This is a genomic window from Enterococcus sp. DIV0421 (assembly GCF_051713745.1).
In the GTDB taxonomy this organism is placed as follows: domain Bacteria; phylum Bacillota; class Bacilli; order Lactobacillales; family Enterococcaceae; genus Enterococcus_D; species Enterococcus_D casseliflavus.
In genome coordinates this window covers 1349959-1376384 of the sequence record NZ_JBIOQM010000001.1, presented here as the reverse complement: position 1 = coordinate 1376384, position 26426 = coordinate 1349959, and the positions used below count along the sequence as shown (strand labels likewise).

Annotated in this window: 24 protein-coding genes; 16 read left to right on the top strand and 8 right to left on the bottom strand. The window is 41.4% G+C overall.

Going from position 1 to position 26426, the window contains the following annotated elements; all coding sequences use genetic code 11:
- Positions 1 to 14: 14 nt before the first annotated feature.
- Positions 15 to 428 (bottom strand): acetyl-CoA carboxylase biotin carboxyl carrier protein subunit, encoded by a 414-nt coding sequence (locus IGI96_RS06765; protein WP_086338800.1) that lies wholly within the window; start codon positions 426 to 428, stop codon positions 15 to 17.
- A 9-nt stretch (positions 429 to 437) separates the two neighbouring features.
- A complete protein-coding gene (locus IGI96_RS06760; protein ID WP_254907866.1) occupies positions 438 to 785 on the bottom strand; it encodes a hypothetical protein in 348 nt (115 codons plus the stop codon).
- 430 nt (positions 786 to 1215) lie between these two features.
- Between IGI96_RS06760 and IGI96_RS06755 the strand changes: the two genes are divergently transcribed.
- The 3 genes from IGI96_RS06755 (at position 1216) to citG (ending at position 4230) form a co-directional block, all read left to right on the top strand.
- Positions 1216 to 2562 (top strand): CitMHS family transporter, encoded by a 1347-nt coding sequence (locus IGI96_RS06755; RefSeq protein ID WP_010748906.1) that lies wholly within the window; start codon positions 1216 to 1218, stop codon positions 2560 to 2562.
- Positions 2563 to 2678: 116 nt separating this feature from the next.
- Entirely contained in the window at positions 2679 to 3374 is a 696-nt protein-coding gene (locus IGI96_RS06750; protein WP_005230494.1) for a GntR family transcriptional regulator, read from the top strand.
- The gene (citG, locus tag IGI96_RS06745; protein ID WP_254907865.1) at positions 3367 to 4230 is read left to right on the top strand and encodes a triphosphoribosyl-dephospho-CoA synthase CitG; all 864 of its coding nucleotides are present in this window, start codon (positions 3367 to 3369) and stop codon (positions 4228 to 4230) included. The genes IGI96_RS06750 and citG overlap by 8 nt, the downstream gene beginning before the upstream one ends.
- Here the strand turns inward: citG and IGI96_RS06740 are convergent.
- Positions 4207 to 4923 (bottom strand): response regulator transcription factor, encoded by a 717-nt coding sequence (locus IGI96_RS06740; protein WP_005230498.1) that lies wholly within the window; start codon positions 4921 to 4923, stop codon positions 4207 to 4209. The two genes, citG and IGI96_RS06740, sit on opposite strands and share 24 nt — an antisense overlap.
- A 53-nt stretch (positions 4924 to 4976) precedes the next feature.
- On the opposite strand from IGI96_RS06740, the gene IGI96_RS06735 reads away from it, so the two are divergent.
- Positions 4977 to 6782 (top strand): sensor histidine kinase, encoded by a 1806-nt coding sequence (locus tag IGI96_RS06735; protein WP_438784965.1) that lies wholly within the window; start codon positions 4977 to 4979, stop codon positions 6780 to 6782.
- A 15-nt stretch (positions 6783 to 6797) separates the two neighbouring features.
- On the opposite strand, the gene IGI96_RS06730 is transcribed toward IGI96_RS06735, so the two are convergent.
- Complete coding sequence (locus IGI96_RS06730; protein ID WP_074934197.1) at positions 6798 to 7217, bottom strand: phosphate-starvation-inducible PsiE family protein; 420 nt, start codon at positions 7215 to 7217, stop codon at positions 6798 to 6800.
- A gap of 478 nt (positions 7218 to 7695) precedes the next feature.
- Here IGI96_RS06730 and IGI96_RS06725 point away from each other — a divergent pair, with 478 nt between their 5' ends.
- Together IGI96_RS06725 and IGI96_RS06720 are read left to right on the top strand one after the other, a co-directional pair.
- Positions 7696 to 9219, top strand: a complete 1524-nt coding sequence (locus IGI96_RS06725; protein ID WP_010748911.1) for a flavocytochrome c — start codon at positions 7696 to 7698, stop codon at positions 9217 to 9219.
- A 277-nt stretch (positions 9220 to 9496) separates the two neighbouring features.
- Entirely contained in the window at positions 9497 to 10879 is a 1383-nt protein-coding gene (locus IGI96_RS06720) for a lytic polysaccharide monooxygenase (protein ID WP_034858718.1), read from the top strand.
- 182 nt (positions 10880 to 11061) lie between these two features.
- Here IGI96_RS06720 and IGI96_RS06715 read toward each other — a convergent pair whose 3' ends face one another.
- A complete protein-coding gene (locus IGI96_RS06715) occupies positions 11062 to 12342 on the bottom strand; it encodes a 2-hydroxycarboxylate transporter family protein (protein WP_005230514.1) in 1281 nt (426 codons plus the stop codon).
- Between the two features lie 13 nt (positions 12343 to 12355).
- Positions 12356 to 14017: a malolactic enzyme gene (locus IGI96_RS06710; protein ID WP_276525021.1), complete on the bottom strand. Its 1662-nt coding sequence runs from the start codon at positions 14015 to 14017 to the stop codon at positions 12356 to 12358.
- Between the two features lie 116 nt (positions 14018 to 14133).
- Between IGI96_RS06710 and IGI96_RS06705 the strand changes: the two genes are divergently transcribed.
- Together IGI96_RS06705 and IGI96_RS06700 are read left to right on the top strand one after the other, a co-directional pair.
- Positions 14134 to 15030, top strand: a complete 897-nt coding sequence (locus tag IGI96_RS06705; RefSeq protein WP_086338796.1) for a LysR family transcriptional regulator — start codon at positions 14134 to 14136, stop codon at positions 15028 to 15030.
- A gap of 271 nt (positions 15031 to 15301) precedes the next feature.
- A complete protein-coding gene (locus tag IGI96_RS06700) occupies positions 15302 to 15505 on the top strand; it encodes a hypothetical protein (RefSeq protein WP_086338795.1) in 204 nt (67 codons plus the stop codon).
- Between the two features lie 385 nt (positions 15506 to 15890).
- Here IGI96_RS06700 and IGI96_RS06695 read toward each other — a convergent pair whose 3' ends face one another.
- Positions 15891 to 16220, bottom strand: coding sequence for a hypothetical protein (locus tag IGI96_RS06695; protein WP_010748124.1), 330 nt, complete (start codon positions 16218 to 16220; stop codon positions 15891 to 15893).
- Between the two features lie 1361 nt (positions 16221 to 17581).
- Positions 17582 to 17710, bottom strand: a complete 129-nt coding sequence (locus tag IGI96_RS06690; protein WP_016608541.1) for a hypothetical protein — start codon at positions 17708 to 17710, stop codon at positions 17582 to 17584.
- A gap of 102 nt (positions 17711 to 17812) precedes the next feature.
- On the opposite strand from IGI96_RS06690, the gene IGI96_RS06685 reads away from it, so the two are divergent.
- The 8 genes from IGI96_RS06685 (at position 17813) to IGI96_RS06650 (ending at position 26181) form a co-directional block, all read left to right on the top strand.
- Positions 17813 to 18142 carry a PTS lactose/cellobiose transporter subunit IIA gene (locus IGI96_RS06685; protein ID WP_016608540.1) on the top strand — a complete coding sequence of 110 codons (330 nt, stop codon included), beginning with the start codon at positions 17813 to 17815 and terminating at the stop codon, positions 18140 to 18142.
- A complete protein-coding gene (locus IGI96_RS06680) occupies positions 18139 to 18450 on the top strand; it encodes a PTS sugar transporter subunit IIB (protein WP_005233157.1) in 312 nt (103 codons plus the stop codon). Before IGI96_RS06685 ends, IGI96_RS06680 begins: the two co-directional genes overlap by 4 nt.
- Entirely contained in the window at positions 18447 to 19739 is a 1293-nt protein-coding gene (locus IGI96_RS06675; protein ID WP_016608539.1) for a PTS sugar transporter subunit IIC, read from the top strand. The genes IGI96_RS06680 and IGI96_RS06675 overlap by 4 nt, the downstream gene beginning before the upstream one ends.
- 63 nt (positions 19740 to 19802) lie before the next feature.
- Positions 19803 to 21272: a glycoside hydrolase family 1 protein gene (locus tag IGI96_RS06670; RefSeq protein WP_086338794.1), complete on the top strand. Its 1470-nt coding sequence runs from the start codon at positions 19803 to 19805 to the stop codon at positions 21270 to 21272.
- 310 nt (positions 21273 to 21582) lie between these two features.
- Positions 21583 to 22035, top strand: coding sequence for a MarR family winged helix-turn-helix transcriptional regulator (locus IGI96_RS06665; RefSeq protein ID WP_016608537.1), 453 nt, complete (start codon positions 21583 to 21585; stop codon positions 22033 to 22035).
- Between the two features lie 13 nt (positions 22036 to 22048).
- Entirely contained in the window at positions 22049 to 22567 is a 519-nt protein-coding gene (locus IGI96_RS06660) for a GNAT family N-acetyltransferase (protein ID WP_034858711.1), read from the top strand.
- Between the two features lie 97 nt (positions 22568 to 22664).
- The gene (locus IGI96_RS06655) at positions 22665 to 23363 is read left to right on the top strand and encodes a B3/B4 domain-containing protein (RefSeq protein ID WP_016608535.1); all 699 of its coding nucleotides are present in this window, start codon (positions 22665 to 22667) and stop codon (positions 23361 to 23363) included.
- A 256-nt stretch (positions 23364 to 23619) separates the two neighbouring features.
- The gene (locus IGI96_RS06650; RefSeq protein WP_086338793.1) at positions 23620 to 26181 is read left to right on the top strand and encodes a cation-translocating P-type ATPase; all 2562 of its coding nucleotides are present in this window, start codon (positions 23620 to 23622) and stop codon (positions 26179 to 26181) included.
- Positions 26182 to 26426: the final 245 nt, after the last annotated feature.

The following is a 26426-nucleotide window of genomic DNA, read 5'->3' as shown; positions in this document are numbered from 1 at the left end:
TCCTTTTCAATAAATTAGCCGATCGTAATCAGCAGTTCTCCTGGGTTGACCATGTCGCCCGCATTGACTGCAATGGCAACCACGGTTCCTGCTTTTGGTGCCACGATCTCATTTTCCATCTTCATGGCTTCTAAAATCATCAACGACTGGTTTTCTTGTACAGTATCACCTACATTGACCAAGAGACGTAAAATCGTTCCCGGCATCGGAGAATGAATCGGCTCGCCATCAGCAGGAAGCGTAGCTGGCGCTGGCTGTGGTGCTACTTCTGGTTCTGGTGTGCTGACTGCCTCTGGTTGAGCAGGTACCGCTGTGGGAGCCGGTGTTGGCACTGCTGGAGCAGGAGCGGTAGGTTGCGGCGCACCGATTTCTTCCATTTCGACAAGGTATTCTTGCCCATCGATCGCTATTTTAAATTTACGTAACATGTTTTTCCCTCACTTGTTTTCATTTTTTTTGGCTATTTTTTTGATTGTGAACTGAGAATCAGGCAGCTCTCCTGCGGCAATACTGGCAGCAATCAGGGCGACTCGCTTAAATTCAGGATTGCGTTTCTCAATTCTTCGAATGATAAACTGACTTTCAGGGTAACATTCAGCCCCTAGTGCGGCGGCTATCAGACTGACTAATGGATAATCTTCTGCAGGCGCTGGCTGATAGCTCAACACTTCTTGCCAATCAGACGCGGGTGGATCCGTTATCATTTCCTCGGGCTTCAAAGGGGAGCTGACAGGCGCATCAGGTTCATCATGCGTTTTTTTGAACAATCTTTTAATAAGATTCATGGGTTTCTCCTTTCTCAATGATTCGTTCCCTTTCATTATAGAAATTCCCGTTCAATCAGCGAGATTTATTTCGGCTAAAAATTGTTTTTTCAGTGTTCCTTTTTTGAAAAAAGAGCGAAAAACCTTGGTAAACGTTGATTTATCAAGGTTTTTCTTGCGTTAATATTCTATTAAGAACTTTTTAAACGAAAAATAAGATTTGAAAAGAGAAATTGTTTTTTTGCTGTTCTTTTTTTAAACGGGTCTTTTTTTCTATTTCTTGATTGTTTATTCTTAGACGTGTAAAGCATTCAATAACATTATTTCCTTTAAGAAAAGAAAAATATTCACAAACTAGTGACGCTTGTCGCTAACAAATTACGGGCCTGTAATTTTTTAAAATGTTTTTTGATAACGCTTACACATTTCGATGCATGAAAGGAAGAAGAAAATGTTCTTAACGATTTTATCCTATGCTATGATTATTGTCTTCATGTTCGTCATCATGAAGAAAAAAATGTCACCCTTTACATCCTTAGTAATTATCCCATTACTATTTACCCTCGTTGCGATGGTTGCTGGTGTTTCAGAAAAAGGCAATATCGGTGATTTTGTCCTTGAGGGAATCTCCACCACAGCCAACACAGGGATCATGTTGCTGTTTGCGATTTTGTACTTTTCCATTATGTTGGATGCGGGATTGTTTGATCCAATCACGAAAAAAATGATTTATTTTGCTAAAGGCGATCCGATGAAAGTCTTGATGGCAACGGCAGTCGTTGCCGCTGCAGTCTCTTTGAACGGTGATGGAACGACCACGACCTTGATCTGTTGTTCTGCGTTTATTCCCATTTATAAGAAGTTGAATATGAAAATGATGAACCTTGGTGTCTTGATCATTTTGCAAAACACCATCATGAACTTGTTGCCATGGGGCGGACCGACTGCTCGGGCAATGGCCGTGCTGGAAGTCGATGCGGATATTCTTTCTTATCTGCTGCCAGGAATGATTTTGTCTCTGCTCTATGTGGTTTTCTTTGTAGCTCGCAGAATGGGGATCCAAGAACGGAAACGTTTAGGAGTTACCGAGCTGACGAATGATGAGATTTTAGAAATGACAACTGTGACTGATCCTGATACATTAGCGATCCGCCGTCCGAAAAACTTTGTCTTCAACGGTATCTTAACGATCGTCTTGATTGGCTGGTTAGTAGCAAGTTCCTTTATCTCTAGTATCGCTTTACCACCAATCTTGTTATTCCTAGTAGGTACGTGTATCGCATTGATGGTCAACTACCCAATCTTGAAAGACCAGTCGTCACGGATCGGTGCCAACGGCGGCGACGCTGTGCAAGTCGTAATTTTAGTTTTTGCAGCAGGCGTCTTCATGGGCTTGTTCCAAGGCTCAGGGATGGCAACGGCTTTGGCGAATAGCTTCACGCAAATCATCCCTAAACAATTGGCTGGTTTCTGGGGCTTAGTCATCGCCCTGATTTCTGCACCTGGGACCTTCTTTATTTCCAATGACGGGTTTTACTTTGGGGTCCTGCCAGTCTTAGCAGAAGCAGGTCGTTCGTATGGCTTCACCAATATGCAGATGGCCTTAGCCTCTTTAATGGGCCAAGCGTTCCACTTGCTAAGTCCATTGGTTGCCTTTATCTACTTGCTGTTGCGCTTGACGGGCTTAGATATGGGACAATGGCAAAAAGAAGCTGCGAAATACGCACTGGGGATTTTCGTGATCTTCGTCGTTACGATCGTGCTATTAGGTCACATGCCGTTTTATATTCCACAGTAATTTCATACAGAAACTATCGAGCAGGCTGCCATTTTGCTCGGTAGTTTTCCTTGTTTATCGATAAGCTTATTTTTTCCCAAAAATCTCATTTGTTTTTAGTATGATAGGAGTAAATCATGAATCCAATTATTGATGCAGTAAATAAAAATCTGGATCTGACCAAAAATAAACCATTAAAAGATCTGATCTATGAAGCATTCAAAAAAACCATCATTTTAGGAGATATTCCCGCAGGCTCTCGCATCAATGAGAAAGAATTTTCCGATACGCTAAATATCAGCCGAACCCCGATTCGTTACGCCATGACTCAGCTCGTGGCTGAAAAACTGGTGGAGCATGTGCCAAAAATCGGCATCGTCGTAAAAGGGATCAGTATCAAAGATGCTTATGAGATTTACGATATCCGCAAATCATTGGATACGTTAGCGACCATCAAAGCGATGGACTTGATGACTGAGGAAGATTTCCAGGAGATGCGCTGCTTGTTAGAACATGGCGAACAGCTGAATCGTGAGGATGATGTGGATGGGGTCTTGAAAAACTTTTCGGACTTCAATGCGTTTATTTACGAAAAAAGTCAAATGCTGCGGTTAAAAAGTATCGTGCTAGATCTGCAAGCGTACCTCGTGTATTTTCGTGACATTGCGATTCGCTCTTCTAGAAGAAGGGATGCGGCATTGGCGGAACATTGGCTGATTTATCGCGGCATGAGAACCAATGACACGGAACAGATCACGTTGTTGACTCATGAACATTTGGATCACTCCCTGCAATTTATTCTTGCTGAAATGGAGCGAAGAAAAATTGACTGATTCCCGTCTTTTTACCGCCAGCAGCTATGCAGTCAATGCGCTGCATTATGAGGTAGCGTTAGCACCCAAGCCTGGTTTAGTAGATCCTTGCTCCTCTGGTGCGCATCAGGACATGAATGTGTTTACCTTTATCAACAGTATCACTTGTTTGGCGCCTTTTTTTCAGCGCTATAGCCAAGCGGGCTTTGCCCATACAGGCTCGCTGATCCAGCTGTTTGACCAGTTACGAGGGATCGGTCAAGAAGCAGAAGAAGCGATGCTTCGGGCAACCAAAGGCATCAATACCCACAAAGGGGCAAATTTTTCCTTTGCAGTTTTGTTGGGGGCGACAGGAGTCTATTATCAACAAAATGGCAAGGCGGAGCTGACGGCTGAAGATACCAATCAGATCCTGCAGCTTGCCGCTGATATCTGCCAGCATTTGGTCAAGCAAGACCTGCAGCAAATCACCCACAAAGACCAATTGTCTTATGGAGAAAAAAATTATTTGACCTACGGCACGATGGGGATTCGTGGAGAAGCTGCAGCTGGGTATCCAACGGTCAAAAAACTGCTGGAGTACTTGCGGCAGCAACCGCAAAAAACCTCCGTTTCCTTGTTGCGCGGGTTAGTCTATCTAATGAGTGAAACCGAAGACAGCAACCTCGTCCATCGAGGAGGTTACGATGCGATGAAGACCGTGCAGCAGGAGATGCAAAAAATTCACCAAGCCAATCTGTCAGATACAGACTTGCTTCGTGAATTAACGATCTATGATCAAGTATTGATCGCGCGCCATTTGAGTCCCGGCGGATCGGCGGATCTTTTAGCATTGGCGCTTTATTTCTTGCAGCTAGAAGGCGTCTCCTTCTGGTAAAAAGGTATAGCCGATCCCCCAAACGGTTTTTAAAAAGCGGGCGTGCTTCGGCTCATCTTCAATTTTGTTTCGCAGATGATTGATAAAAACCATCACGGTATTGGCATCGAATTGGCCATCTTGCCAGACATTGCTGTAAATCTGTTCTTTCGAGAACACTTGATCTGGATTTTCCATGAAAAAGCGCATTAGCATGATTTCTTTTGAAGACAACTTGATGGGCTGATCATTTTTGAAAAACTGATAGCGTTTTTGGTCAAAACGAAACATGCCGCTGCACAGATCGCCTTCCGGTTTGGCGATCCCTTTTTCTCGCAGCACGTTGCGGCGATCAAGAATCGAAACGATTTGTGCTTTTAAGAGTGCCGGTGAAAAAGGCTTCGTAATGTAGTGATCGGCGCCAATCTCATAGCCGTTGATCATGTCTTTTTCGTCACTTTTTCCGCTCAAAAAAACGATCGGCACCGTGGGGTTTTCTTCCCGAATCAGTTGTGCCAAATGATAGCCGTCATTTTCATGCTCTAAACTGATATCCAGTAAAAAAAGATCAAAGCTGACACGAGAGTTGATCGCAATCGTTTTTTCAACGGAATCGGTCTGGTAGATCAAAATACCCGTCGACTGTAAAGATTTCCAAATCAGCCGCCGAATGGCAGGGTCATCATCAACGATTAAAATTTTTTCATCTCGCAAAATATCCGCCTCCTGTATCAATAGTATTATAGTAAATATGAAAGGGGTTTACAATGAAACCGCCATCAAAGTTTTGGCTGTATTTAAGTGTGGTCGCTACCTTATTCATTACACTGATTGGGCTTATTTTTACCTTTACAAGTTATAAAAGCGCACAAAGACAAGCTGAAACCGTCGGGTTGCGGCAGTTGGAAACGGTCAATCAAGCGGCGATCAAGCTGATCAGCCGCAGTATCGAATCGTACCACATGGCTCTTACCAATTATGCCGATGACCGCCTCGAAGGCGCCGCCTTAGCTGATTTGCAGCGCCCCTTAACGTTACCAGTGATCAATTCTGCGAACAATGCCATGGTCGGATTGTTTTTGATCGACCAACAAGGTCAGGTCATCGCTCAAAATACTGCAACGGCGGTCAATAAACCAGAAGACCCGCCGGTGCAAGAATTGTTATTCAAAGACCCATCCTTAGACAAGGTATTGGCAGGACGGCAGGTACAAAATGGGCAAGTCTATTTTGATGGCAAGCAGGCCTATCTAAATGTGTATCAGTCCTTAACCCTTGACGACAAAGAAGCGATTCTTGTGATGCCTTTGAATCTACAGCGCATGTATCAACATGAATTTACCACCGATCGCAATGTCTCCGGCTATACGATGGTCAAAAACGCCGAGATGCGGATCGTTATGCACCCATCGGACGAACAAATTGGTTTTTCCATCGTTGAAAGCCGCAAAAAAGAATTTCCAGAGCTGGATTTCACCGATCTTGAGCGCTTGGAGCAAGAACAAAGCGACAATGAAGAGGGCACCTCCGTCTATTATTCTTATTGGTGGAACGAAGAAACACTGCAAAAAGTGCTGAAATTGGCTGCTTATCAATGGATCACCATCGGCGACAGTCGCCTGATCGTCGCCAGCAATGCTGATTTTTTGGAGCAAAGCGGTCTCTTTTTACAAGACAACTTGATTTTGATCGGCCTACTAGGTTTGTTGTTTGTCATTATGATTTTATTGACGGTCCTGATCAAAAACTACATGAAACGCAATCAAGCCTATGTCGAAAACCAAGCATTGAAAGAACGACAACGGCTGTTAAAAGAAAAGCACGAAATCGAAAAAAACATTTTGCAAGAATCAAAACTGGAAACCATTGGCTTATTAACGACCTCGATCGTTCATGACCTAAACAACTTTTTGACGCCCATGATTGGTCATCTGCAATTGCTGATTGAGGAAAACCAACACGATGAAGTCTTGATGGAGGACTTGCAAGAAGTCTGCAAAGCAGCAGAAAAAGGCAAAGAGTTATCTAGCAATGTGCTGCGTTTTTCAAAACTCGAAAGTGCCGATAAAACTGTGCAGTCGATCGCCGCCACCTTGACAGAGGCCATCGCTACTATGCGCGCACTGTTGCCAAAAGCCTTTTCCCTTACGTATGATATCCAAGAAGTAGGATATGCTGTCTACGAGAAGATCGATCTGCAAGTCATTATTTACAACTTGTTGATGAATGTATACCAAGCAAATGCCGACTGCAGCATTCGATTGAGCCGCACTTCGACAGAAAGCGCCACCTTTCTGTTTCGTAAGCAAGCTTTCTCCGCGCAACAGGAGTTTGCTTTGATCGAAATCGCCGACAACGGTCCAGGCATACCAGAAGCGATCCAAGAAAAAATCTTTACCCGCTTTTTCACGACCAAGAGTGCCACTGGCGGTACTGGTCTAGGACTCTCCACTGTCTCTTCGATCGTGGAAAAAAACGATTGGCTGATTGATGTTACAAGTACGCCTAAAGGAACCACCTTCTATATTGGTATCCCTCTAACTGATCCCGAAAAAGCCGCTGAAACCAACTGATCCAATGGGGTGGTTTCAGTGGTCTTTTTCTTGGGTATGTTGGAAGGCATTGATTTTTTGCAGGACTAGCAAGACGAGTACCAAAACAAAGATCGCTAAAGCAAAAAATAGGGCATCGTTCGCCATACCTTGCGTCAACAATAACTCGCGCAAAATCGCAGTAATGCTGATCAGAATCAAGTAACGGACGGGAATATGGTGTCCGTCCTTCATATACCGCAGCAACATCAAAATGATTTCTAATAAAATGAATAACGTGGCAATTTCTTCAATCAAAAAGGACAGGTGGGGCGCTTCACTTAAGGGAAAGAGCGTCGTGCTGATCATAAAAATCGCTTTTCCCATAAAAATCAAGACGACAACGACTAAGATCGCCAACATGCTATCAATGCAAATACTGATCACTCGCTCGAACATTCGGGTCAATTTTTCCATTCGCCACTCCATTTCTGCTTTTTCTTTTATTATACAAAAGAAGACGCAGAACAAAGGTAAAAGAACAGAGAAAGAACAATCGCGGCCATATCTTTTTGACCACAAGCTTAACGGTCCTTCTATGAGCGTGTCTTTTGTGATAGCTTTCAATAGCAGAAAGTAGCGAGAAAAATATATTATCTTTTTTCGAAAAAATTAGAATAAGATGAGAATGGATAGTTAAAATATACACAAATTATTACGAGACACTTAGTTTCTTTTTTTGTTACAATGGTTAAATAAAATAGAACGCTGTTGGAATGTTGCTTAAACAATGTTTTTATCGCTATCGAATAGAAAAATAGTCCGATCGCAAGATGTTTATCATTGTTAATAAAGTAACAAGTTGGGCGGAGTTCGCAAGAAAAATGCTGCTTTTCTTATCGTATATGACGGGGATCAGTGAGGAGAAAAGAGCAAGAAAAACGGAGGGAAACAAATGAAAAAAAGTGGATGGTCAAAATGGGTGATTGGGGCAGCCTCATTATTGTTGCTTAGTGCATGTGGTGCCGATGGCGGAACAAAAGCCAGCAGCAGTGCGGCAAGCTCTTCTTCAGAAAGTGAAGTCACTTCAGGTGCTTCCCAACAAGAGTATACCGATCCAGCAGAGTTAAAAGATCAATATGATATCGTCATCGTTGGTGCTGGCGGTGCAGGGATGGCAGCAGCCTTGTCGGCTAAAGATGCTGGAATGAATCCAGTCATTTTAGAAAAAATGCCGATCGCAGGCGGAAATACCTTGAAATCTTCTGGCGGAATGAACGCATCAGAAACCAAGTTCCAAGAAGCCCAAGGCATTGAAGATTCCAATGAACTATTTTTTGAAGATACCCTAAAAGGCGGTAAAGGAACCAACGATCAAGAATTGCTGCATTATTTAGTAGATAACTCTGCTTCAGCGATTGATTGGTTGGATTCAATGGGGATCACTTTAGACAATATCAGCTATAGCGGTGGTGCCAGTGTAAAACGGATCCATCGTCCTCACGACGGTTCAGCAGTCGGTACGTACTTGGTGGATGGTTTGTTGAGAAACATTCATGAGCAAGAAATTCCTTTGTTTGTAAATGCTGATGTGACAAAAATCAATGAAACAGACGGCAAAGTCACTGGCGTCAACGTGAAAATCAATGGCGAAGAAAAAGAAATCGCTGGTGATGCGGTGGTTGTTACTACGGGTGGTTTTGGCTCCAACAAAGAACTGATCGAAAAATACCGTCCAGATCTGAAAGGCTATGTCAGCACGACTTCTGAAGGAAGTACAGGCGATGGCATCAAGATGATCGAAGAATTAGGCGGCGCAACGGTTGATATGGATCAAATCCAAGTCCATCCAACCGTGGTTCAAGATACAGGCATGTTGATCAGTGAAACCGTTCGTGGAGAAGGCGCCATCTTGGTGAACCAACAAGGGGAACGTTTCTACAATGAATTAGAAACCCGCGACAATGTTTCAGCTGCTATCACGGATCTGCCAGAAAGCTATGCCTATTTGATTTTTGACAATGCGTTAGCAGGCAGAGCCAAACAAGTCGATTACTACAAAGAACAAGGCGTAGTTGTAGAAGCCGACACCATCGAAGCCTTAGCTGAAAAAATCGATGTCGATCCAGCAACCTTGAAGAAAACCTTAGATACATGGAACCAAGCAGTGGCAGACAAAGCCGACAAAGATTTCGGTCGTGAAACGGCGATGGACTATGATCTGACGGAAGGGCCATTCTATGCGATTCAAATCGCACCTGGGATCCACCACACAATGGGCGGCGTCAAAATCAATACGAAGACCCAAGTATTGAAAGAAGATGGCACACCAATCACTGGCTTGTATGCAGCAGGTGAAGTGACCGGCGGTATCCACGGACAAAATCGAATCGGCGGCAATGCTGTAGCCGACATTATGGTCTTTGGTCGCCAAGCAGGCGCGCAATCCTCTGACTATGTGAAAGAAAACGGGAAATAAGCGGCTGTTTTTTCCTAAAAAAGACCGTATATAAAGAAAGAAACTTGGAACGAATCCTCTTAAGCGATTAGGAGGAGAATCGTTTCAAGTTTTTTTGTATTTCTCACTGAAAGGACGGGAAACTAGTCATTATAATCTTATAATGATTTGATAATTTATAATTCACATATAAACAAAATGTTTTTGTCAGTAGGGTTTGCTTTTCAATGAATCGGAATCAAGGAATAAACGGATAAGATTGGTTTATTCGATGATAAAAAATTTTAGGAGGCAGAGTATGAAAAACGCATTGGTAAAATGGTCGGTCGGGGTGGCAATCTTACTTGGAGGGACCTTGTTCTTCACGGGAAAACAAGTATTTGCTCATGGTTATGTGGAATCACCTGTCAGTCGGGGCTATCAAGGGTCTTTGGATCGCAATACGTTAGGGTGGAGCGCTGCGTTTGAAAAATATGGCAATGTCATTTCAAACCCACAATCATTGGAAACCAAAAAAGGCTTTCCAGAAGCAGGACCAGTAGATGGTCGTATCGCTTCAGCAGATGGTGGACTCGGACAAATCGGGGACTTTGTTCTTGATGAACAAGGAACCAGTCGTTGGACCAAACAAGACATCAATCAAGGACCATTGCGGGTCAACTGGCATTATACAGCGCCGCATAAGACCACAAAATGGCATTACTATATCACGAAACCAGGATGGGATCAAAACGCGCCACTTTCAAGAGATAGCTTGGAATTGATCGCCACTGTAAATCACGATGGTTCGGCTGCCAGCAATAGTCCAAGCCATACCATTACCATTCCAGAAAATCGTCTTGGTTACCATGTCATTTTAGCGGTCTGGGATGTTGCCGATACGCCAAATGCCTTTTATAACGTGATCGACGTTAACGTTTCTGGTTCAACGGTCATTCCTGAAAAACCAGCAGCACCAGCAAATGTCCGCTCAGAACGAGTGACTAGCAGCACGGTGGCTTTAGCATGGAACGGTCAAACCGATGCGAAAGAATACAACGTGTATCGTGATGGTGCCTTAGTGGCAACGACTACTGAGCCAACCTTTACCGACACGCAATTAAAAGCCAACACAACCTATAACTATCAAGTAGAAGCAGTCGGCTTTACGGCGTTAGTTTCAGAAAAAAGTGCTGCAGTGAAAGTGACTACCTCAGCAGACAATCAAGTCGAAACCCCTTCGACACCAGGCAACCTACACCAAATGAGCGTGACAGACAGCAGCGTGTCCTTAATGTGGCAAGCATCGACTCATACAAATGGGATCGCTGGATATGACGTTTACCGCAATGGCGTCAAAATCGCTACAGCCAAAGGAACAACCTATGAAGACACGAATCTAGCAGCGGATACAACCTACAATTACCAAATCAAAGCAATCAGTAAAACGGGCGAACAATCCGCCTTTAGTAACCAGCTGAGCGTGAAAACCAATGCCAAAGAAGAAACGGAAACACCTGGAGGTGGGGAGTCAGAATACCGTGTGTGGAAACTAGGAACTTTCTCTGCACCAGAAGTGTATACAAGCGGTGAAATCGTGAGCCATAAAGGCAGCAACTATGTCGTGATCAACACCCACTCAAATTACGGGGACACAACATGGTCTCCTGATCAAGCACCAACCTTGTTTCAGAAGCTGTAACCCTTGAATGAATCAGTAACGCAAGAGCAGTGCGGTGGCACTGCTCTTTTTGACTCTTTTATGAGGAGGAAATGATTGAACCTTTGTTTGATTCGTGCAACCAATTGGACGAATTCGTTTGAGGAATGCAAAAAAGTGCTGCTATGCGTCATGCGCAGCAGCACCTGTTTTTTTGTTTTAGATCAAGAATAGAAGAAACGGATCAAGATCCCACCTAAAATCAGCACGATCGCACCACATAAACGGTTGGCCATTTGGGCAAAAGCAATCATTTCCATTCTATCAGAGGCAGACAATACAGCGATATTGCCTGTTCCCCCCATGGAGTTGTTGATCATACCGGCGCCAATTGCGGTTTCAACGGGGTACATCCCCAATACCATCCCGAAGAACCAGCTGGCAGCCCCCATAGATACGACACTGGTTAGGCAAAGCACGACAAATTGCCAAGTAAAGGCAGATGCCAATGTTGACAGATCAATCAATGCCAAACCAATCCCCGCTAAGACCGCATGGGTCAAATTCGTCATCACAACATTGTTGAACATCACCACAGAATCTTCGAGTTTCTTAGGGACAATGTTCAAGGCTTTCAGAATAAAGACAATCACGATCATAAAGGCATACTCGTGAATTTTAGGGAAAAAGTCACTTAAAATCGCACCAACGACCAACAGTGAGAAGGAAAAGAGCATCCCGACCCCGATTTGTTGGGCATCAAGCGTAATTTTTGGTTTTTCTAATTCTTCTTTCGTGGCATTGATCAAGGTGCCATGGCCATTGTATTTGGTTTTAGCAAAAGCTTTGGCGATAAATAAAGCACCAATAATGGCAAGAATATTCCCGAAAGTAACTGCTGGCGCTAATTGAGAAAAGATGGCAGCTTGATTGCCGTTTGCCAAGCCATCGGCATAAATTTGTGAAAGTGGGGTGATTCCCGCTCCCATCCCGCCAGACATCATTGGTAGAGAGACATACATCACCGAATCAGCAAAGCCATTGCCTAGCAGCATACCGACAAGGCCGACGGAGAAAAAGCCTACTACCATAGTGATCAAAGCAACGGGAATGAATTTCGTAGAAGCTTTCACCAACAAATTACGGTTCATACCTAAAATCGAGCCGCAAATCAAAGCGGCAATATAGAAATCAAGAAAGCCAAAACCGCCCCCCATGAAGTCACTGACCGCGTCAATGACTTTCGTGGGTACGAGATGGAAGGAGGCTAAAAGGGTGGCACCAAGCAGGGTAAAAACTGACCCGCCGCCAAGATAAGAATTCATGATCGGGAGTTTTTCCCCAATGAAATACAGCAGGTGTCCTAAGGCAACCAGTAAAATGGTGATCCCAACCATATTTAATGGTAATTTGTCTAAGGCAATCGCACTGAATATGACAACCATGAAAAAGAGATACAAGGGAAGACTAATTCCCGAAATCGTCATCGTTTTTAATTTATTCATTTTTCAGACCTTCCTAGTATGTTGGATACCATTTAAGATTTTGGACAGCTTTTGCCATATCGGTTTCTTGCGCTTGGGCTAACCCTTGTTCTTTGGCTTTGTTGGCAACTGCTTCAGCCACTTTGATAGAAACGTCCGCAACGTATTCAAATGGTGGAAGAACTGGTGCACCAGGTTGGCTCAAATCAACCAAACCACTTAATGAGTGAGCAGCGGCACCAATCATTTCGTCGGTCAAGAGAGAGGCTTCTGAAGCCAACATACCTAATCCTAGACCAGGATAGATCAAGGCGTTGTTTGCTTGACCGATTTGGTAGTCGACCCCTTTGTATTGGATCGTTCCTGAAGGGACACCGGTTGCTACAAAGGCTTTTCCATCAGACCATTCGATTACTTGTTCAGCCGTTGCTTCTAATTTTTTGGTTGGATTCGAGATAGGGAAAATCACTGGACGAGCAGTGTTTTCACACATCGCTTCCACAACTTCTTTGGTAAAGGCACCCGCATTGGTTGAAGTACCGACCAAAATCGTTGGTTTTGCGACTTTAATGACATTGATCAATTGCGTCATATCGCCAGCATTGGCAAAGTCAGCTCGTTTTTTGGCAAATGGTTTTTGTGCAGGAGTCAAATCGGACATATCATCGAACAAAAGCCCTTGTTTGTCAACCATAAAGAAATGATTGTAGGCTTCTTCTTCTGAAAGACCTTCGCTGACCATTTCCGCATGGACACGGCTGGCAATCCCGGCACCAGCGGAACCACCGCCATAACATAAGTAGACTTGATCCGTTAATTTTTCACCTGTAATATCCAGTGCACCGAAGATACCGCCCAGCACAACGATTCCCGTTCCTTGGATGTCATCGTTAAAAGTTGGAATTGTTTGTTTGTATTTGTCCAAAATCGTTGCAGCATTTGAACGGCCAAAGTCTTCCCAATGCAAGTAAAGTTTAGGGAACAATGATTCTGCCGTTTGAACAAATTGATCGATGAATTGGTAGTAGGCATCACCGTAGACACGTTCTTGACGATTGCCTAGATACAAATGATCCTCTAACAATTCTTTACGGTTGGTACCGGCATCGATCACGATTGGTAAAACAGAAGCAGGGTCGATCCCAGCAGCAGCTGTATAAATCATCAATTTACCGACAGAAATATCGACACCTTGGACACCCCAGTCACCAATCCCAAGAATCCCTTCAGCGTCAGTGGCTACGATCAAGCGAATGTCCCGATCGCCAGCGGCATTTTTCAACGTTTCTTCGATATTCTCTGGATGATTGATATCTAAGTACGCTGCATATTGAGGATCCACAAATAGGCGGCTGTAATTTTCAATGGTGTCAGCAATCGTTGGATCATAGACGATCGGATTGAATTCAACGATATGTTGGTTGAACAAATAGTAGAACAATGTCCGATTGGTATTAAAGATCTCCATTAAAAAGTGACGTTTTTCAATGTCGGATTCTTTGGTGACATATTGTAAATAGGCTTGTTCTGCTTGTTCTTCGATCGTTTGTACGTGAGGGGGCAATAAACCGATCAACCCTAGTTCTTTTCGTTCTTCTTGCGTAAACGCGGTTCCTTTGTTTAAAAATGGGTTATTTAAAATGTCATGTGCTTTCATTATGTTCCTCCAATGGATATATTTTGAGTACTCGTTCATTTCCATTAGCTACTTTAATCCTCGGACAGAATTATAGTCAACTATCGGTGGTATAATAAAAATTATTTATAACAAAACCGCTGCTAGTTTAAACCGGTTAAGGGAGGAATCAGACGATGAATATACGAGATTTAGAATACTTTAACGCTTTGGCAGATATGCTTTCTTTTACGCAAGTGGCGCATAAATTTGCGGTCAGTCAACCAACCGTCAGCTACGCTGTCAAACGCTTGGAAGAGCATTATGGCTGTGATTTGATCGCTCGAGAAGCCTCTCATCGCTCCATTTCATTGACCACGGAGGGGGAAATTTTGAAGGCTCATGCACAGTATATCTTAGATGAATTTGTGACCTTGGACCGAGCCATCGACCATGCTAAAAACAATCGGACCCACATCGGTTTGCCGCCAATCATTCGTTCCAAAGTCTTTTCGAAACTCTTAGATGAAAAAGAGATCATCCGCTTTATTTCGAAGTTTCACTTAGTATCTGGGGGATCCAATGAATTGCTTTCAAAACTATTATCAGGAAAAATCGATTTTAGCTTGCTGGGCAGCGTCAATCCCCTCGTCCACCCGAATCTACAGGTGAAGTTGCTGCATCAGCAAGAGTTTTTTATCTTTGTGTCAAAAGAAAACCCATTGGCAGGAAAAAAGGAAATCTCGTTTGAAGAAGCTGCCGAATATCCCTTTATCTTACTGGAGAAAGGCTATACCCATATGCGCGCCTTTCAGAATTTAAGTGAGAAATCAAAGAAGAAGCCAGAAGTCCCCTTTTATTTTTCAGACGTCCAGACGATTGGTCAGCTGGTCAGTTCCAATATCGGCATTACCTTGATGACGGAATTTCCCGTGTTTCAAGAAATGGAAGGCTTAATGAAAATACCGCTAGTCCCTGAAGATAAGGAAATTTTTTATATTCAATATGCCTATCTAAAGAGTGCGTTGTTGAATCAAGAGGTCCAAAAGTTGATTAGGATCTTGGATGAGCTGTCTTGGGAGGAGGAAGGGTGAGGAATGGGGATTTCTGGCGGTAAGGTCAGAGAAAAATGGTGTCGGCATGTGTTCTTGAGGTAAGAAAAATCTTTCAAAGTAGATAAAACGAGTGAATGGTTCCTTTAAACGATGAAACGAGAAAAATCTTCATTTATTTTAGCCCTTTTTATCGCATGAAAAACGCTAAAAACCTTGATAAATATCGGTTTTTAGCGTGGATTTTTGGTATAATAGTAGGACAGTAAAGTTTGTGACGGTGGCGCTTTTTTTGAAAGTGAGGTGGTGCATTATGAATGTACTATCGAAATCTGAAGAAAGGAGCAGTCTTTTGCAAGGTGTAGATATAATCGGCATTTTGTTAGCAATAGCGCCTGTTTTATTAGCCTTTATTGGTTTAATCGAAGCATGTGTGAAACTAGCAGATACGATTATAAACACTCGTTCTTCTAAGCGTAAAAGCAAGAAGAAACGAAAAAAGAGTGCAAAAAAATAACCGTCCTCTTTGGCCAGGCGACGATTATTTTTTAACAATTAATTAAAACTGGCCACCGTTTTAAACGGTGCTGTAGGGGAGTTGTTGACGCAACTCCTCTTTACATAGTAATTATAGCAAGATTTCGGTAAGATATCAAACATTGACGCTACAGACGTGCCTTGCACGTCTTATTTTTTGCCCTCCTAAGTCGTGGAGGGCAAAAAAGATCGCTTTTCTTTCTTAAAAAAGGTCTAAGTACCACCATTGTTCCGAAATTTAACCATCCATTTTCTCGGTATTCTTAATCCATCAGGTACTTGAAATACCTTTCATGCGCATGAAGAAACTGAGTGAACAATGGAAAATGCTGAGACATGAAATAGAGTTACTGTTAAATAATGAATTATATTTTGTCTATCTGAATTTTGTTTTTTGAAATTTCCAAAAAATAATTATCAATATAAACCTTGATTTTCTCAAAGTTTCTCTCTAAAAATAAAATTGTAGGTACCTTAATAACAGGTAGATTACGTTCATTAATGAATGCGCCAAAGGAATCTGGGATAACAAGTATATCGACAGTATCTTTATCTTCTGGGTAATTTGCTGTTACATTATAATAATTAGAAAAATAAGCTAATAAATCATCTATATTACGTTTAGCGTGGGTAGCAAATATTGTAGTCGTTCCTATACCAGAATTGGAAGTTAGCATAAAACATATTTTCGTCATAGTTTAATCTCCTTTTTTTATAGTATAACGCTAAATTTAAATTAACGAAAGAGATTTCAATATCATGAGGATGAATCAATTTACACAGTGAGATAAAAACGGATATTGCTTCTTTAGGTAAATACTAAGTGTCATGAAAATAGTGTTTGAAGCAAAATTAATACGTTTTTCAATAATAAAAATGATGTATACAATTAAAATAAAACGTTTTATTAGAACGACCTGTTAAACATTAAATTATTTATAACCAATGAATTAAGTTGACAAAAGGTAGTCTAAGACCTTCTCAAAATCGATAGAGGTGAGAACGTATGTGTTAAAAAAAGAGGAAATGAAGAACATCCCCAATATCGACTGCAGCAGTGACTGATACCTCAGAAAAAACAGTCATAAATTATAAAGAATTGCTAAGGATTTGAACTGAATCTATAGATTTTTAATACCTAAGTCACGATAAATTCGTATTGTTTTCTATATGAATCACTTGCATAAATGCATTTTATAGCATAATGTGTTAGGTAACGTGCATGAATGTTTGAAGAGATTCTAGAATGACTACTTGGGGAAGTATTTCAGACTCTATCATAAAAATAGTGTCAGTAACAATATCGAGTTTAGTTTCTAACTAAATTCACAACTAAAAAAGGGACTTTACGACAGTTTAGACATGCATATCTAATGTGTGCTAAATGATTGTAATTCCTTTTTTTAGTTTACATAACATAAACTATTCAAATATGTTTTTTCAAAAATTGAAGAAGACAACTTGAGTCTTAGTTTCATCTCCCTGAGGCACGTCTATATCATAAAAATGACAAAAGAAGAAAAAGTATAAATCTTATCGATTATTTTATTGATTTAATATACAAAATTATGATATTCATGCGTATTCATTCATTTATAATTTAGTTCCCCTTGCAAAAGTAAACCGCTTTCTATAAACTAGAAGGCGAATAGAAATCAAAAAAATAGGCACTTCGTATCGGTGTTGGTAGCACCAATACGAAGCCCTGATCAGTCACAATCTTTACACGGATGACCAATCAAGTTGCCATAGTTGATACCCGTAGGCATCAACGTGTTTATTGTACCGAAAAAACGCCTTCATTTCTAGTAGGAGTATGCATTTTTTTCGATAAAAACACAAGAAGCCTAACGCTTATTTAGCTATCTCACAGGCATTGGACAAATCCGTCCAATGCCTTTTTGCTGTGAATCACTACGATTGACTCACGGAGTGAGACAGAGTAGATGATGAACAGTACTAGGCGAGCGCAAGGGAGCGTATTCCTAAAAACTATCGGTTCCACAAAATGGTACCTGCGCAGTACCATTTCCGCTCCCTAAGTCTAAGTATCTAGCTAATACGAGGACAACGACCAGAAGTTGGCAGAAAAATAGGCAGTCATAGTTGATTCTTTAGGCGAAGAACGACGTTGAATGGAGAAAAAGAAATACCATTGCCAATAATGGTCAAAATAAGCGTTCATGGGTCAGCCTTTTATTCTAGATAAAAAAGGAAATTTTTGATTTCTATTCGTAAGTGTGAACAATCTTCTCACAAAAAAGTCAAAACAGCTAAAGGAGAGAATATGGATAACTACGAAGTGAGTTTTACCCTGATTCTACACGCGGGAAATGCAAAATCAGCTGCCATGATGGCGATTGAGGCAGCACGCGAAGGAACCTTTGAAGAAGCACAACGTTTATTAGAAGAAGCCAAAAATGAGCTTCAGCAAGCCCATCAATGTCAAACCGATTTGGTGCAAGCGGAAGCTAGAGGAGAAAAAACGGAATTATCTATTATATTGATACATGCTCAAGATCATTTAGCAATGGCAATGACTGCCACAGAACAAGCAGCAGAATGGCTTTACTTATACCAAAAAATTTCTGAATTGCAAGGAGGAGTTTCATCATGAGAATTATGTTAGCTTGTGCAGCGGGAATGTCCACTAGTATTTTAGTTGCCAAAATGGAGGAAGCCGCAAAAGAACAAGGAAAAGACTACAAAATTTGGGCGATTGATCAAAGTTTGATTGAACGAGAATTAGGTAACTTCGATGTCTTGCTTTTAGGACCACAAGTACAACATACGATGCGTAAAGTGAAAAAGATCGTCAATGATACAGTGCCAGTAGCAGTCATCAAAGCAGTCGACTACGGTCGGGGCAATGGAGCAGCTGTCTTGAAGCATGCGGAAGAGTTGGTAAACGGAGGACAAGGATGAGTGCTTTCGACAAATTCGCTGACGGGGTCAGTATCATTGCAGAAAAAGTAGATGATAACAAATATTTAGGTGTCGTAAAAAATACCTTTACAGTTTTGATGCCCTTCATTATCGTAGGCTCTTTTGCAACATTGGGTAATTCATTGTTAACGAGCGAAACCACAGGGCTGGCACAGTTTTCTGCCCTAAGCTTTTTAGCCGTTATGGAACCAGCCTTTACCGCCATCAACTTTGCGACGATGAATACCATGACATTAGCCGTGATCGTCATTTTGGGGTGGATTTTAGGTGAGCGAAACAATGAGAACGGTATCATGTGTGCGGTGGTCTCCTTGAGTGCCTATGTTTCAGTCGTACCCCAAGGGCTTGAAACGGTCGTTGATGGAGTGGCAGGAATGGCTGCAGGTCTGCCAGTAGATACTTTGAATGCTGGCGGACTGTTCATTGGTATGATTTTGACGATGGTTACCGTAGAATTCTTTTGCAAGCTGAATAAGATCGAGCGTCTGCAAATCAAAATGCCACCGAGTGTTCCTAGCGCCATCAGTAAGTCTTTTAGTGTGCTGATACCAATTTTCATCACGCTGTTTGTCATCGCTATTGCTGGAAGATTGTTTGAATTGGCGTCAGGTCTCTATATCAACGAAGCATTGTACCGCTTCTTGCAAGCCCCGTTGGAAGGGATTTTGCAGCATCCAGCTGGGATTATTGGTTTAGTGATTATTTCCCAAGTTTTTTGGTTAGTCGGAATCCATGGCGGACTCGTTATTTCTCCGATTCGAAACCCAATTTTGATTGCAGCACTAGCCGCCAATATTGCTGCCTTTGAATCAGGACAAACGCCAGATCAAGTCATCACGATGGGCTCTTGGGTAACATTCTTAGTAGCCGGCGGTGCGGGATTGATTCTTTCTCTCAATATCGGATTACTGATGTTTTCGAAAAAAGATGACCTGCGAGCCGTCGCCAAAATTGGCTTAGTTCCTTCTTTATTTGGTATCAGTGAACCCGTTGTGTTCGGTTTGCCGCTAGTATTGAACCCGATTTTTGCGATTCCCTTTGTTCTAGGAAGTGGACTCCCGGCGGCGATGTTATTAGCTGCCAATCAGTTTGGACTAATTGGCTCGAACATTGTGGATGTACCTTTCGGCTTACCGATCATTGTCGGTGCCTTTCTTGGATGGGGAATCAATGGAGTCATTTTACAATTGCTGATTATTGTAGTCGGGGTGTTCATTTATTTACCATTTATTTTCTTGAGCAATCGCCAAAGTGAGTTAGCTGAATAGTAAGAGGATTCTCAAGATGAGTCTGTTTAAGAATACAAGGGAATAGAACGAAGGAGGAGTTTCATGACAAAAAGTTATTTTCCAGAAGGATTTCTATGGGGCGGTGCGATCGCAGCCAATCAAGCAGAAGGGGCATGGGATGTTGACGGCAAAGGCATGTCAGTTGCAGATGTAGCACTATACAAGCCTGACGTTTCTGTAGAAGACTATAAGAAGCAGTGGCATGTCGATGAACAAGCCATTGCTGAAGCGATTGCCGAAAAAGGAACCGGTAATTATGCAAAACGTCGGGGCATTGATTTTTATCACCGATATAAAGAAGATATCGCACTGTTTAAAGAAATGGGCTTTAAGGTACTGCGAGTGTCGATCGCATGGACGCGGATTTTTCCTCGGGGCGACGAAGCAAAACCAAATCAAGTAGGATTAGCATACTATCGAGACCTTTTAACTGAGCTGAAAGAGAATGGTATTGAACCATTAGTGACGCTTTCTCACTATGAAATGCCGCTGCATCTAGTCACCGATTATCAAGGGTGGGTCTCTCGAGAAGTCGTTGATTTCTTTGTCAAATTTTGCAAGGTCGTTTTTGCCGAATACAAAGATCTAGTGACCTATTGGTTGACATTCAATGAGATCGATAGTGTTTTTCGTCATCCGTTTACGACCGTGGGCGTAGTCGAAGAGCGTTATGAAACAAAACAAGCCGCAGAAGCCGCCATCTACCAAGCCTTGCATCATCAATTTGTGGCAAGTTCGTTGGCAACTAAGTATGGGCGTTTATCAAACCCACAAGCAAAAATCGGGGCGATGGTTACCAAGCTCATGACCTATCCAGAAGATTGTCATCCCGAGAATATCGCTTTAGCAGAAAAAGCCAACCGAGAAAATCATCTGTATTCTGATGTACAAGTCTGGGGAGAATATCCGAAATGGCTTTTGCGAGAATGGCAGGAAAAAGGCATTGAAGTGGCGATGGAAAACTGGGATTTGGCAACAATCAAGGAATACACAGTAGATTTTCTTTCCTTCAGTTATTACATGTCCCTAGTAGTTTCAAAAGATGCCGAACAGCGAGAAAAAGTCAGTGGCAACATTGCGACAGGGGTGAAAAATCCCTACTTACCGATGACAGAATGGGGCTGGCAAATTGACCCAGTCGGACTCCGAATCTCATTGCTTTCTCTCTATGATCGCTATCGGATCCCTTTGTTTATTGTAGAAAACGGCGTGGGCGCAGCAGATGAAATCGATGAAAAGGGAGAAATCAATGATCAATATCGCATTGATTATTTCAAAGCCCACTTTGAACAAATCAATTTAGCTCTAAAAGAAGGCGTTGAACTGATGGGTTATACCTCATGGGGCTGCATTGATATCGTCAGTGCCTCGACTTCGCAAATGAGTAAACGCTATGGCTTTATCTATGTTGATGCTGATGATGAAGGAAATGGCACCTACGATCGGAAGAAAAAGAAATCCTTTGATTGGTATAAAAAGGTGATTGCGTCAAATGGGAGTGATTTGGCATAGGGGGTTAAGACGAATTTCGCAGGCTAGGAAACCTTCCTTTCTTTCTCTGTTGGTCTAAGCAATCAGTCTTTATGAATTTGGTTTTGAAATTAGGAGAAATTCGGATAGTATTTCTACTTGGAATGATTGTAAAAGGAGAGTACAGAGAAGTTTTTCTCGGTATTCTCCTGCTTTTTTTGAGAACAGAAACAACAAGCTTATGCCATGCACCCATTTTCTAAGAGTGAGTAAAAAAGTAAATCAAGCCCATTATTGTTGCATATGCAACAATAATGGGCTATTATAGTGCTAGATAGGGAGGGGATAGTTCGTGGAGGATATACTTCGTGAGATAGGTTCGATCAGTAGAATGTTGGAATCAATTGCTAATATTGAATTTAAAGAGCTTCAACTCAGTAAAGGGCAATACATTTACTTAGTTCGTATATTTGAAAATGAAGGAATTATTCCTGAACGATTAGCCGAACGGATCAAAGTTGATCGCACAACTTTGTCACGGGCGGTAAAAAAGTTAGAGGAAAATGGTTTTATCCTAAAAGAGTCAGATAAAGAAAATAAAAAAATCAAACACTTATACACAACTTCCAAAGGAAAACAGGCAGTTCAATTAATCATAAGAGAAAATAACTATTCAAATAAAGTAGCGATTCAACAGTTATCTGCTTTAGAAAGAAAAAATCTTGCGGAAATGCTGGCAAAAATAAAATCTTCGGTAGAAGTTGATTGGGTCAACGTCAAGAATGGGATCAAAAGAGACTATTGAAGGGAGAAGGCAGATGGAAAGCTTACACTTGGTTGAATGCACAGAACGTGACATTGATATTCTGAAACAGGTAAGTATTGAAACGTTTACGGATACATTTAAAGATCAAAATAAAGAAGAAAATTTGATGGACTACATCAATTCAAGCTATACAACAGAAAAGTTAAGGGAAGAGATCACTGAGGATGAAAGCCATTTTTATTTGATAGAAAAATCGGAAGAAACCATTGGCTATTTAAAGCTAAACGTGGGCAATGCTCAAACAGAAAGCATGAAAGAGAACGCTATGGAAGTTGAGCGGATTTACATTCGATCGAAATTCCAAAGAAGCGGATATGGAAAATACCTCATCCAGTTAGCTGAATCTATAGGAAAAAAATGGAACAAATCATACATATGGTTAGGTGTGTGGGAAAAGAACTTCAACGCACGTTCTTTTTACGAGCACATGGGCTTTCACAAAGTAGGGCAACATTCATTCTACATGGGAAAAGAAGCACAGGTAGATGATATTTTGTTAAAAAGGATATAGCGATGATGGCTGCTGAAAAAACAGATATCCTGAAAAATAAAGGACATGAATTTGTTCAAATAAACTAAGTAGGAGTGTAGAGAAAGTGAAGAAAATAATGATCGATCAAGAATTTTGGGCGCTATTTCCAGAAGCCCAAATCAACTGCCTTGTTGTAAAAAATATAAACAATGTTGCCGATGCCGCACAAGAGACGTTTTTTACTAACTTGCTAAAAAGTAGTAAAGAGCAAGCAAAGCGCTACTTAACGACCGACACCTTCAGTGAAAACCAGGTGATCCAAGAATGGCGAAGTGCTTTTCAGCAATTTAAAACGAAAAAAGGGGTACGCTCTTCCATCGAAGCACTGTTGAAACGGGTGAATCAAGAGAGAGAATTTTATCCCATCAATCCCTTAGTAGATATCTATAATAGTATTTCCTTGAAATATGGTGTCCCTTTAGGCGGAGAAGACCTCGATACAATCGTTGGCGACCTTCATTTAGGCGTTGCAAAAGGTGGCGAATCTTTCTTTCCCTTAGGTGCAGATACTGATTCCCCAGCTTTAGAAAATGAAGTCATTTACTATGATGAGAAAGGTGCAATTTGTCGATGCTTGAATTGGCGGGAAGCCCAACGTACGATGCTAACAGAAGAGACCACCCGTGCTGTTTTATTCATCGAGTCGATCAATGAAACGCAACGGGCTCGTGCAAATGAAGCAATCAAAGAGTTAAGTCTGTTGATTCAAGAATATTTTAACGTAACAGGTGATGATTATGTGCTAAGTAAAGAAAGTCCTGAAATCATTTTGTAGAGGCGAGCTTCTTGTCTCTTGGATCAGGCTGTGCACCTACTTTTTCTCGATTTTGCATACGATTCTCTCATTTTGATTGCTCGGTCATCGTGAAAATCTTGACCCAAATACTCGGATGTGCAATAATTAGGTGGAATTTAAATAATGACATTAGATTTGTTCGCCGGAATAAATCTTATTGAAGTCAGAAAAACTAACCTTAGGCTTTTATGGTTAGTTTGTCTGACTTCTTTTTTGTTTTAGGAGGTATAGGCAGATGTTAAAAGAACAATTGAAAGAATACGGAAAGGGCCCTAACCAGTCGGGACTTTCCAGTAAAGAAGCAGAAATGAAGCTAGAAAAATATGGATTTAATTCTATAGAAAGCAAAGATGAGAAGCACTTTTATGACTATTTGAAAGAGTCGATGAAGGATATTACCATCTTGATTTTAATCGTTGCAACGCTCTTATCTTGTTATGTTGCTTTTCAAAACCATCCGGATGATTTTACGGAACCGATAGTCATCTTTTCAATTGTCATTCTTAATCTATATTTGTCGATTCGACAGCAAAAAAATGCGGAAAAATCAATGAGTGAATTAAATAAGATGAGTGTTCCCGTAAGTAAAGTATTCAGAGATGGGGTGTTAAAAGAGATTGAAAGTTTGAACATTGTTCCTGGTGATATTGTTCAGTTGGCGTTAGGGGACCGTATTCCAGCAGATGCTACGCTTTTAACGAGTAGTAATTTCTTTGTTGATGAATCGTTTCTAACTGGTGAAAGTGAACCAAGTGAAAAAGATCCCACCTATATTTCTTCTAGTGAAGATTCTTTAGGGGACAGAAAAGACTTGGTTTTTTCTGGCTCATTGGTCGTCACAGGAAAAGCAAACGTTCGAGTTGAAAAGACAGGAATGAATACGGAAATTGGTAAAATATCGAGCTTATTAAGCAAGGAAGAAACAACCGTAGCACCTCTACAAATAAAAATGCAAAAACTTGGGAAAGTTCTAGGACTAATCGCTATTCTCTCTGGCTTTCTAGCGATTGCTATAGGAATCAGCAAAGGATTGTCTTTAGAGACCAGTATCATGACCGCAATATCCATGGCTGTTGCTGCTATTCCAGAGGTTTTGCCAGTCGTAGTAACAATCTCTCTAGCAGTTGGGATGAGGAATACGGCACTGAAGAAAACCATCGTTAGGACTCCTTCAACAGTGGAAACCGTTGGAGGTGTTTCAATCATCTGCTCAGATAAAACTGGAACGATTACGGAAAATAAGATGACCGTGAAAGAAGTTGCCACGATGAAGGATAAACTGACTTCTTGCTTAGAAATAACAGAAGAGAAGGAAAAAAATCTCTTATTTCTCTTCTATCTTGCTAGTTCGATGGAAGAAAATACAACAGTAACTAGTAATCCAACAGAGTTGGCGATCAGAAAAAAACTGGCATCGATCTTCACTAAAGAGGAACTAGGTAAAATCGCTTCAACCTTTGAACAGATTCATGAAGTTCCCTTTGATTCAAAACGAAAAAGAATGACTGTCTTATATAAAGTAAACAACCAGTATGTTTCTGTCACAAAAGGGGCTTTTGATCGCTTGGATCTCATTGATGCGAACAACCCCACCTACGTGAACAAGCATGATGAGTTGGCCAATCAAGCATACCGTGTTTTGGGCGTTGCTTATAAAAGATACGATGAAAAACCTACACGTCTTACTGAAGAAATTCTTGAAAGTCAGCTAGAGTTTGCAGGATTTGTCGGGATTATCGACCCGGCTCGACCCGAAAGCTATACGGCTGTTTCTATTGCAAAACAAGCAGGGATTCAAACCGTAATGATCACAGGGGATCACTTACTGACAGCAAAGAAAATCGCAGAGGATGTAGGAATTCTCACCGATGGGAAAAAAGCAATGACCGGAGCGGATTTACATGAAATGAGCGATGAAAAATTAGCTCGTGTGATTGATGACTATCGAGTCTTTGCTCGTACTTCCCCAGAAGATAAAATTCGAATCGTAAAAGCATTCCAAAAAAACGATGAGATTGTCGCTATGACTGGCGATGGTGTCAATGATGCACCTGCATTAAAAGCAGCTGATGTAGGGATCGCAATGGGAGGTGGCACAGAAGTAGCAAAGGAAGCCTCTGATATGGTTTTAGTAGACGATAATTTTGCGACGATTGTGCAGGCGGTTGAAGAAGGACGACGGGTATACAGCAATATCAGAAAATCATTATATGCGATGCTTGGTTGCAATATTTCTGCACTGACGATCGTTTTAATTTCCTTGCTCGTTGGGTGGGGAGCACCTGTTACAGCGGTTCAATTGTTAATCATAAAAGTAGTTGCAGATGGAATCCCAGGAATGAGTCTTAGCATTGAACCAGTCGACAAAAAAGCAATGAAGGAAGCCCCTATCACTAAATACACAAGCATTTTTGCGCAAGGATTATTGGTAAAAATTGTAGAAATCTCAATTGTTTTTACAGTCGTCACATTAGGCGCGATTCTAATTGGACGTCTAGAATCGATAGAGGTTTCGCAGACAATGACATTTATTGTATTGGGATTATCAACTATTGTGCACATGTTTAATTGTAGAAGTAAAGAATCTATCCTGAAGCTGCGTTTTTTGAGCAATCCGTTGTTAGTAATGACAACCTTCATAGGTGCATTGATCATTATCTTGTTAGTAACGATTCCATTCACGCAAACCATTTTTGGCTTTGTCTCTCTTCGTGCAGTTGACTGGCTATGGGTAATCGGATTATCCATTTTTCCTTTAGTGTATATTGAAGTGAAAAAATACTTTGGTTTCTTCTAATAAGAATGATAGATAGAAAATCTTCTATTAACAAATTTTCTTGAGAAATGAGGGAGGGCAAAAACTCGGAAATTTTTGCTGCTCCTTTAATTATTTACAGATGCTTATAATTTCTGGCTTGATAGTATTTAGAAGATATCAGAATGCACAGCAACTATTGTTGTAAGGAAGGATTCGGTAGTATGTTTCAGGCAAATCGCCAGAAATAGCCATAAAATCCCCTCTATTCTACTCTCTTTTTCAAG

Excerpts from the sequence above, each read along its gene's own strand:
- IGI96_RS06765 (WP_086338800.1), bottom strand. The coding sequence starts at position 428 with ATGTTACGTAAATTTAAAATAGCGATCGATGGGCAAGAATACCTTGTC.
- IGI96_RS06760 (WP_254907866.1), bottom strand. The coding sequence starts at position 785 with ATGAATCTTATTAAAAGATTGTTCAAAAAAACGCATGATGAACCTGAT.
- IGI96_RS06755 (WP_010748906.1), top strand. The coding sequence starts at position 1,216 with ATGTTCTTAACGATTTTATCCTATGCTATGATTATTGTCTTCATGTTC.
- IGI96_RS06750 (WP_005230494.1), top strand. The coding sequence starts at position 2,679 with ATGAATCCAATTATTGATGCAGTAAATAAAAATCTGGATCTGACCAAA.
- IGI96_RS06735 (WP_438784965.1), top strand. The coding sequence starts at position 4,977 with ATGAAACCGCCATCAAAGTTTTGGCTGTATTTAAGTGTGGTCGCTACC.
- IGI96_RS06730 (WP_074934197.1), bottom strand. The coding sequence starts at position 7,217 with ATGGAAAAATTGACCCGAATGTTCGAGCGAGTGATCAGTATTTGCATT.
- IGI96_RS06725 (WP_010748911.1), top strand. The coding sequence starts at position 7,696 with ATGAAAAAAAGTGGATGGTCAAAATGGGTGATTGGGGCAGCCTCATTA.
- IGI96_RS06720 (WP_034858718.1), top strand. The coding sequence starts at position 9,497 with ATGAAAAACGCATTGGTAAAATGGTCGGTCGGGGTGGCAATCTTACTT.
- IGI96_RS06715 (WP_005230514.1), bottom strand. The coding sequence starts at position 12,342 with ATGAATAAATTAAAAACGATGACGATTTCGGGAATTAGTCTTCCCTTG.
- IGI96_RS06710 (WP_276525021.1), bottom strand. The coding sequence starts at position 14,017 with ATGAACGAGTACTCAAAATATATCCATTGGAGGAACATAATGAAAGCA.
- IGI96_RS06705 (WP_086338796.1), top strand. The coding sequence starts at position 14,134 with ATGAATATACGAGATTTAGAATACTTTAACGCTTTGGCAGATATGCTT.
- IGI96_RS06700 (WP_086338795.1), top strand. The coding sequence starts at position 15,302 with ATGAATGTACTATCGAAATCTGAAGAAAGGAGCAGTCTTTTGCAAGGT.
- IGI96_RS06695 (WP_010748124.1), bottom strand. The coding sequence starts at position 16,220 with ATGACGAAAATATGTTTTATGCTAACTTCCAATTCTGGTATAGGAACG.
- IGI96_RS06690 (WP_016608541.1), bottom strand. The coding sequence starts at position 17,710 with ATGAACGCTTATTTTGACCATTATTGGCAATGGTATTTCTTTTTCTCC.
- IGI96_RS06685 (WP_016608540.1), top strand. The coding sequence starts at position 17,813 with ATGGATAACTACGAAGTGAGTTTTACCCTGATTCTACACGCGGGAAAT.
- IGI96_RS06680 (WP_005233157.1), top strand. The coding sequence starts at position 18,139 with ATGAGAATTATGTTAGCTTGTGCAGCGGGAATGTCCACTAGTATTTTA.
- IGI96_RS06675 (WP_016608539.1), top strand. The coding sequence starts at position 18,447 with ATGAGTGCTTTCGACAAATTCGCTGACGGGGTCAGTATCATTGCAGAA.
- IGI96_RS06670 (WP_086338794.1), top strand. The coding sequence starts at position 19,803 with ATGACAAAAAGTTATTTTCCAGAAGGATTTCTATGGGGCGGTGCGATC.
- IGI96_RS06660 (WP_034858711.1), top strand. The coding sequence starts at position 22,049 with ATGGAAAGCTTACACTTGGTTGAATGCACAGAACGTGACATTGATATT.
- IGI96_RS06655 (WP_016608535.1), top strand. The coding sequence starts at position 22,665 with ATGATCGATCAAGAATTTTGGGCGCTATTTCCAGAAGCCCAAATCAAC.
- IGI96_RS06650 (WP_086338793.1), top strand. The coding sequence starts at position 23,620 with ATGTTAAAAGAACAATTGAAAGAATACGGAAAGGGCCCTAACCAGTCG.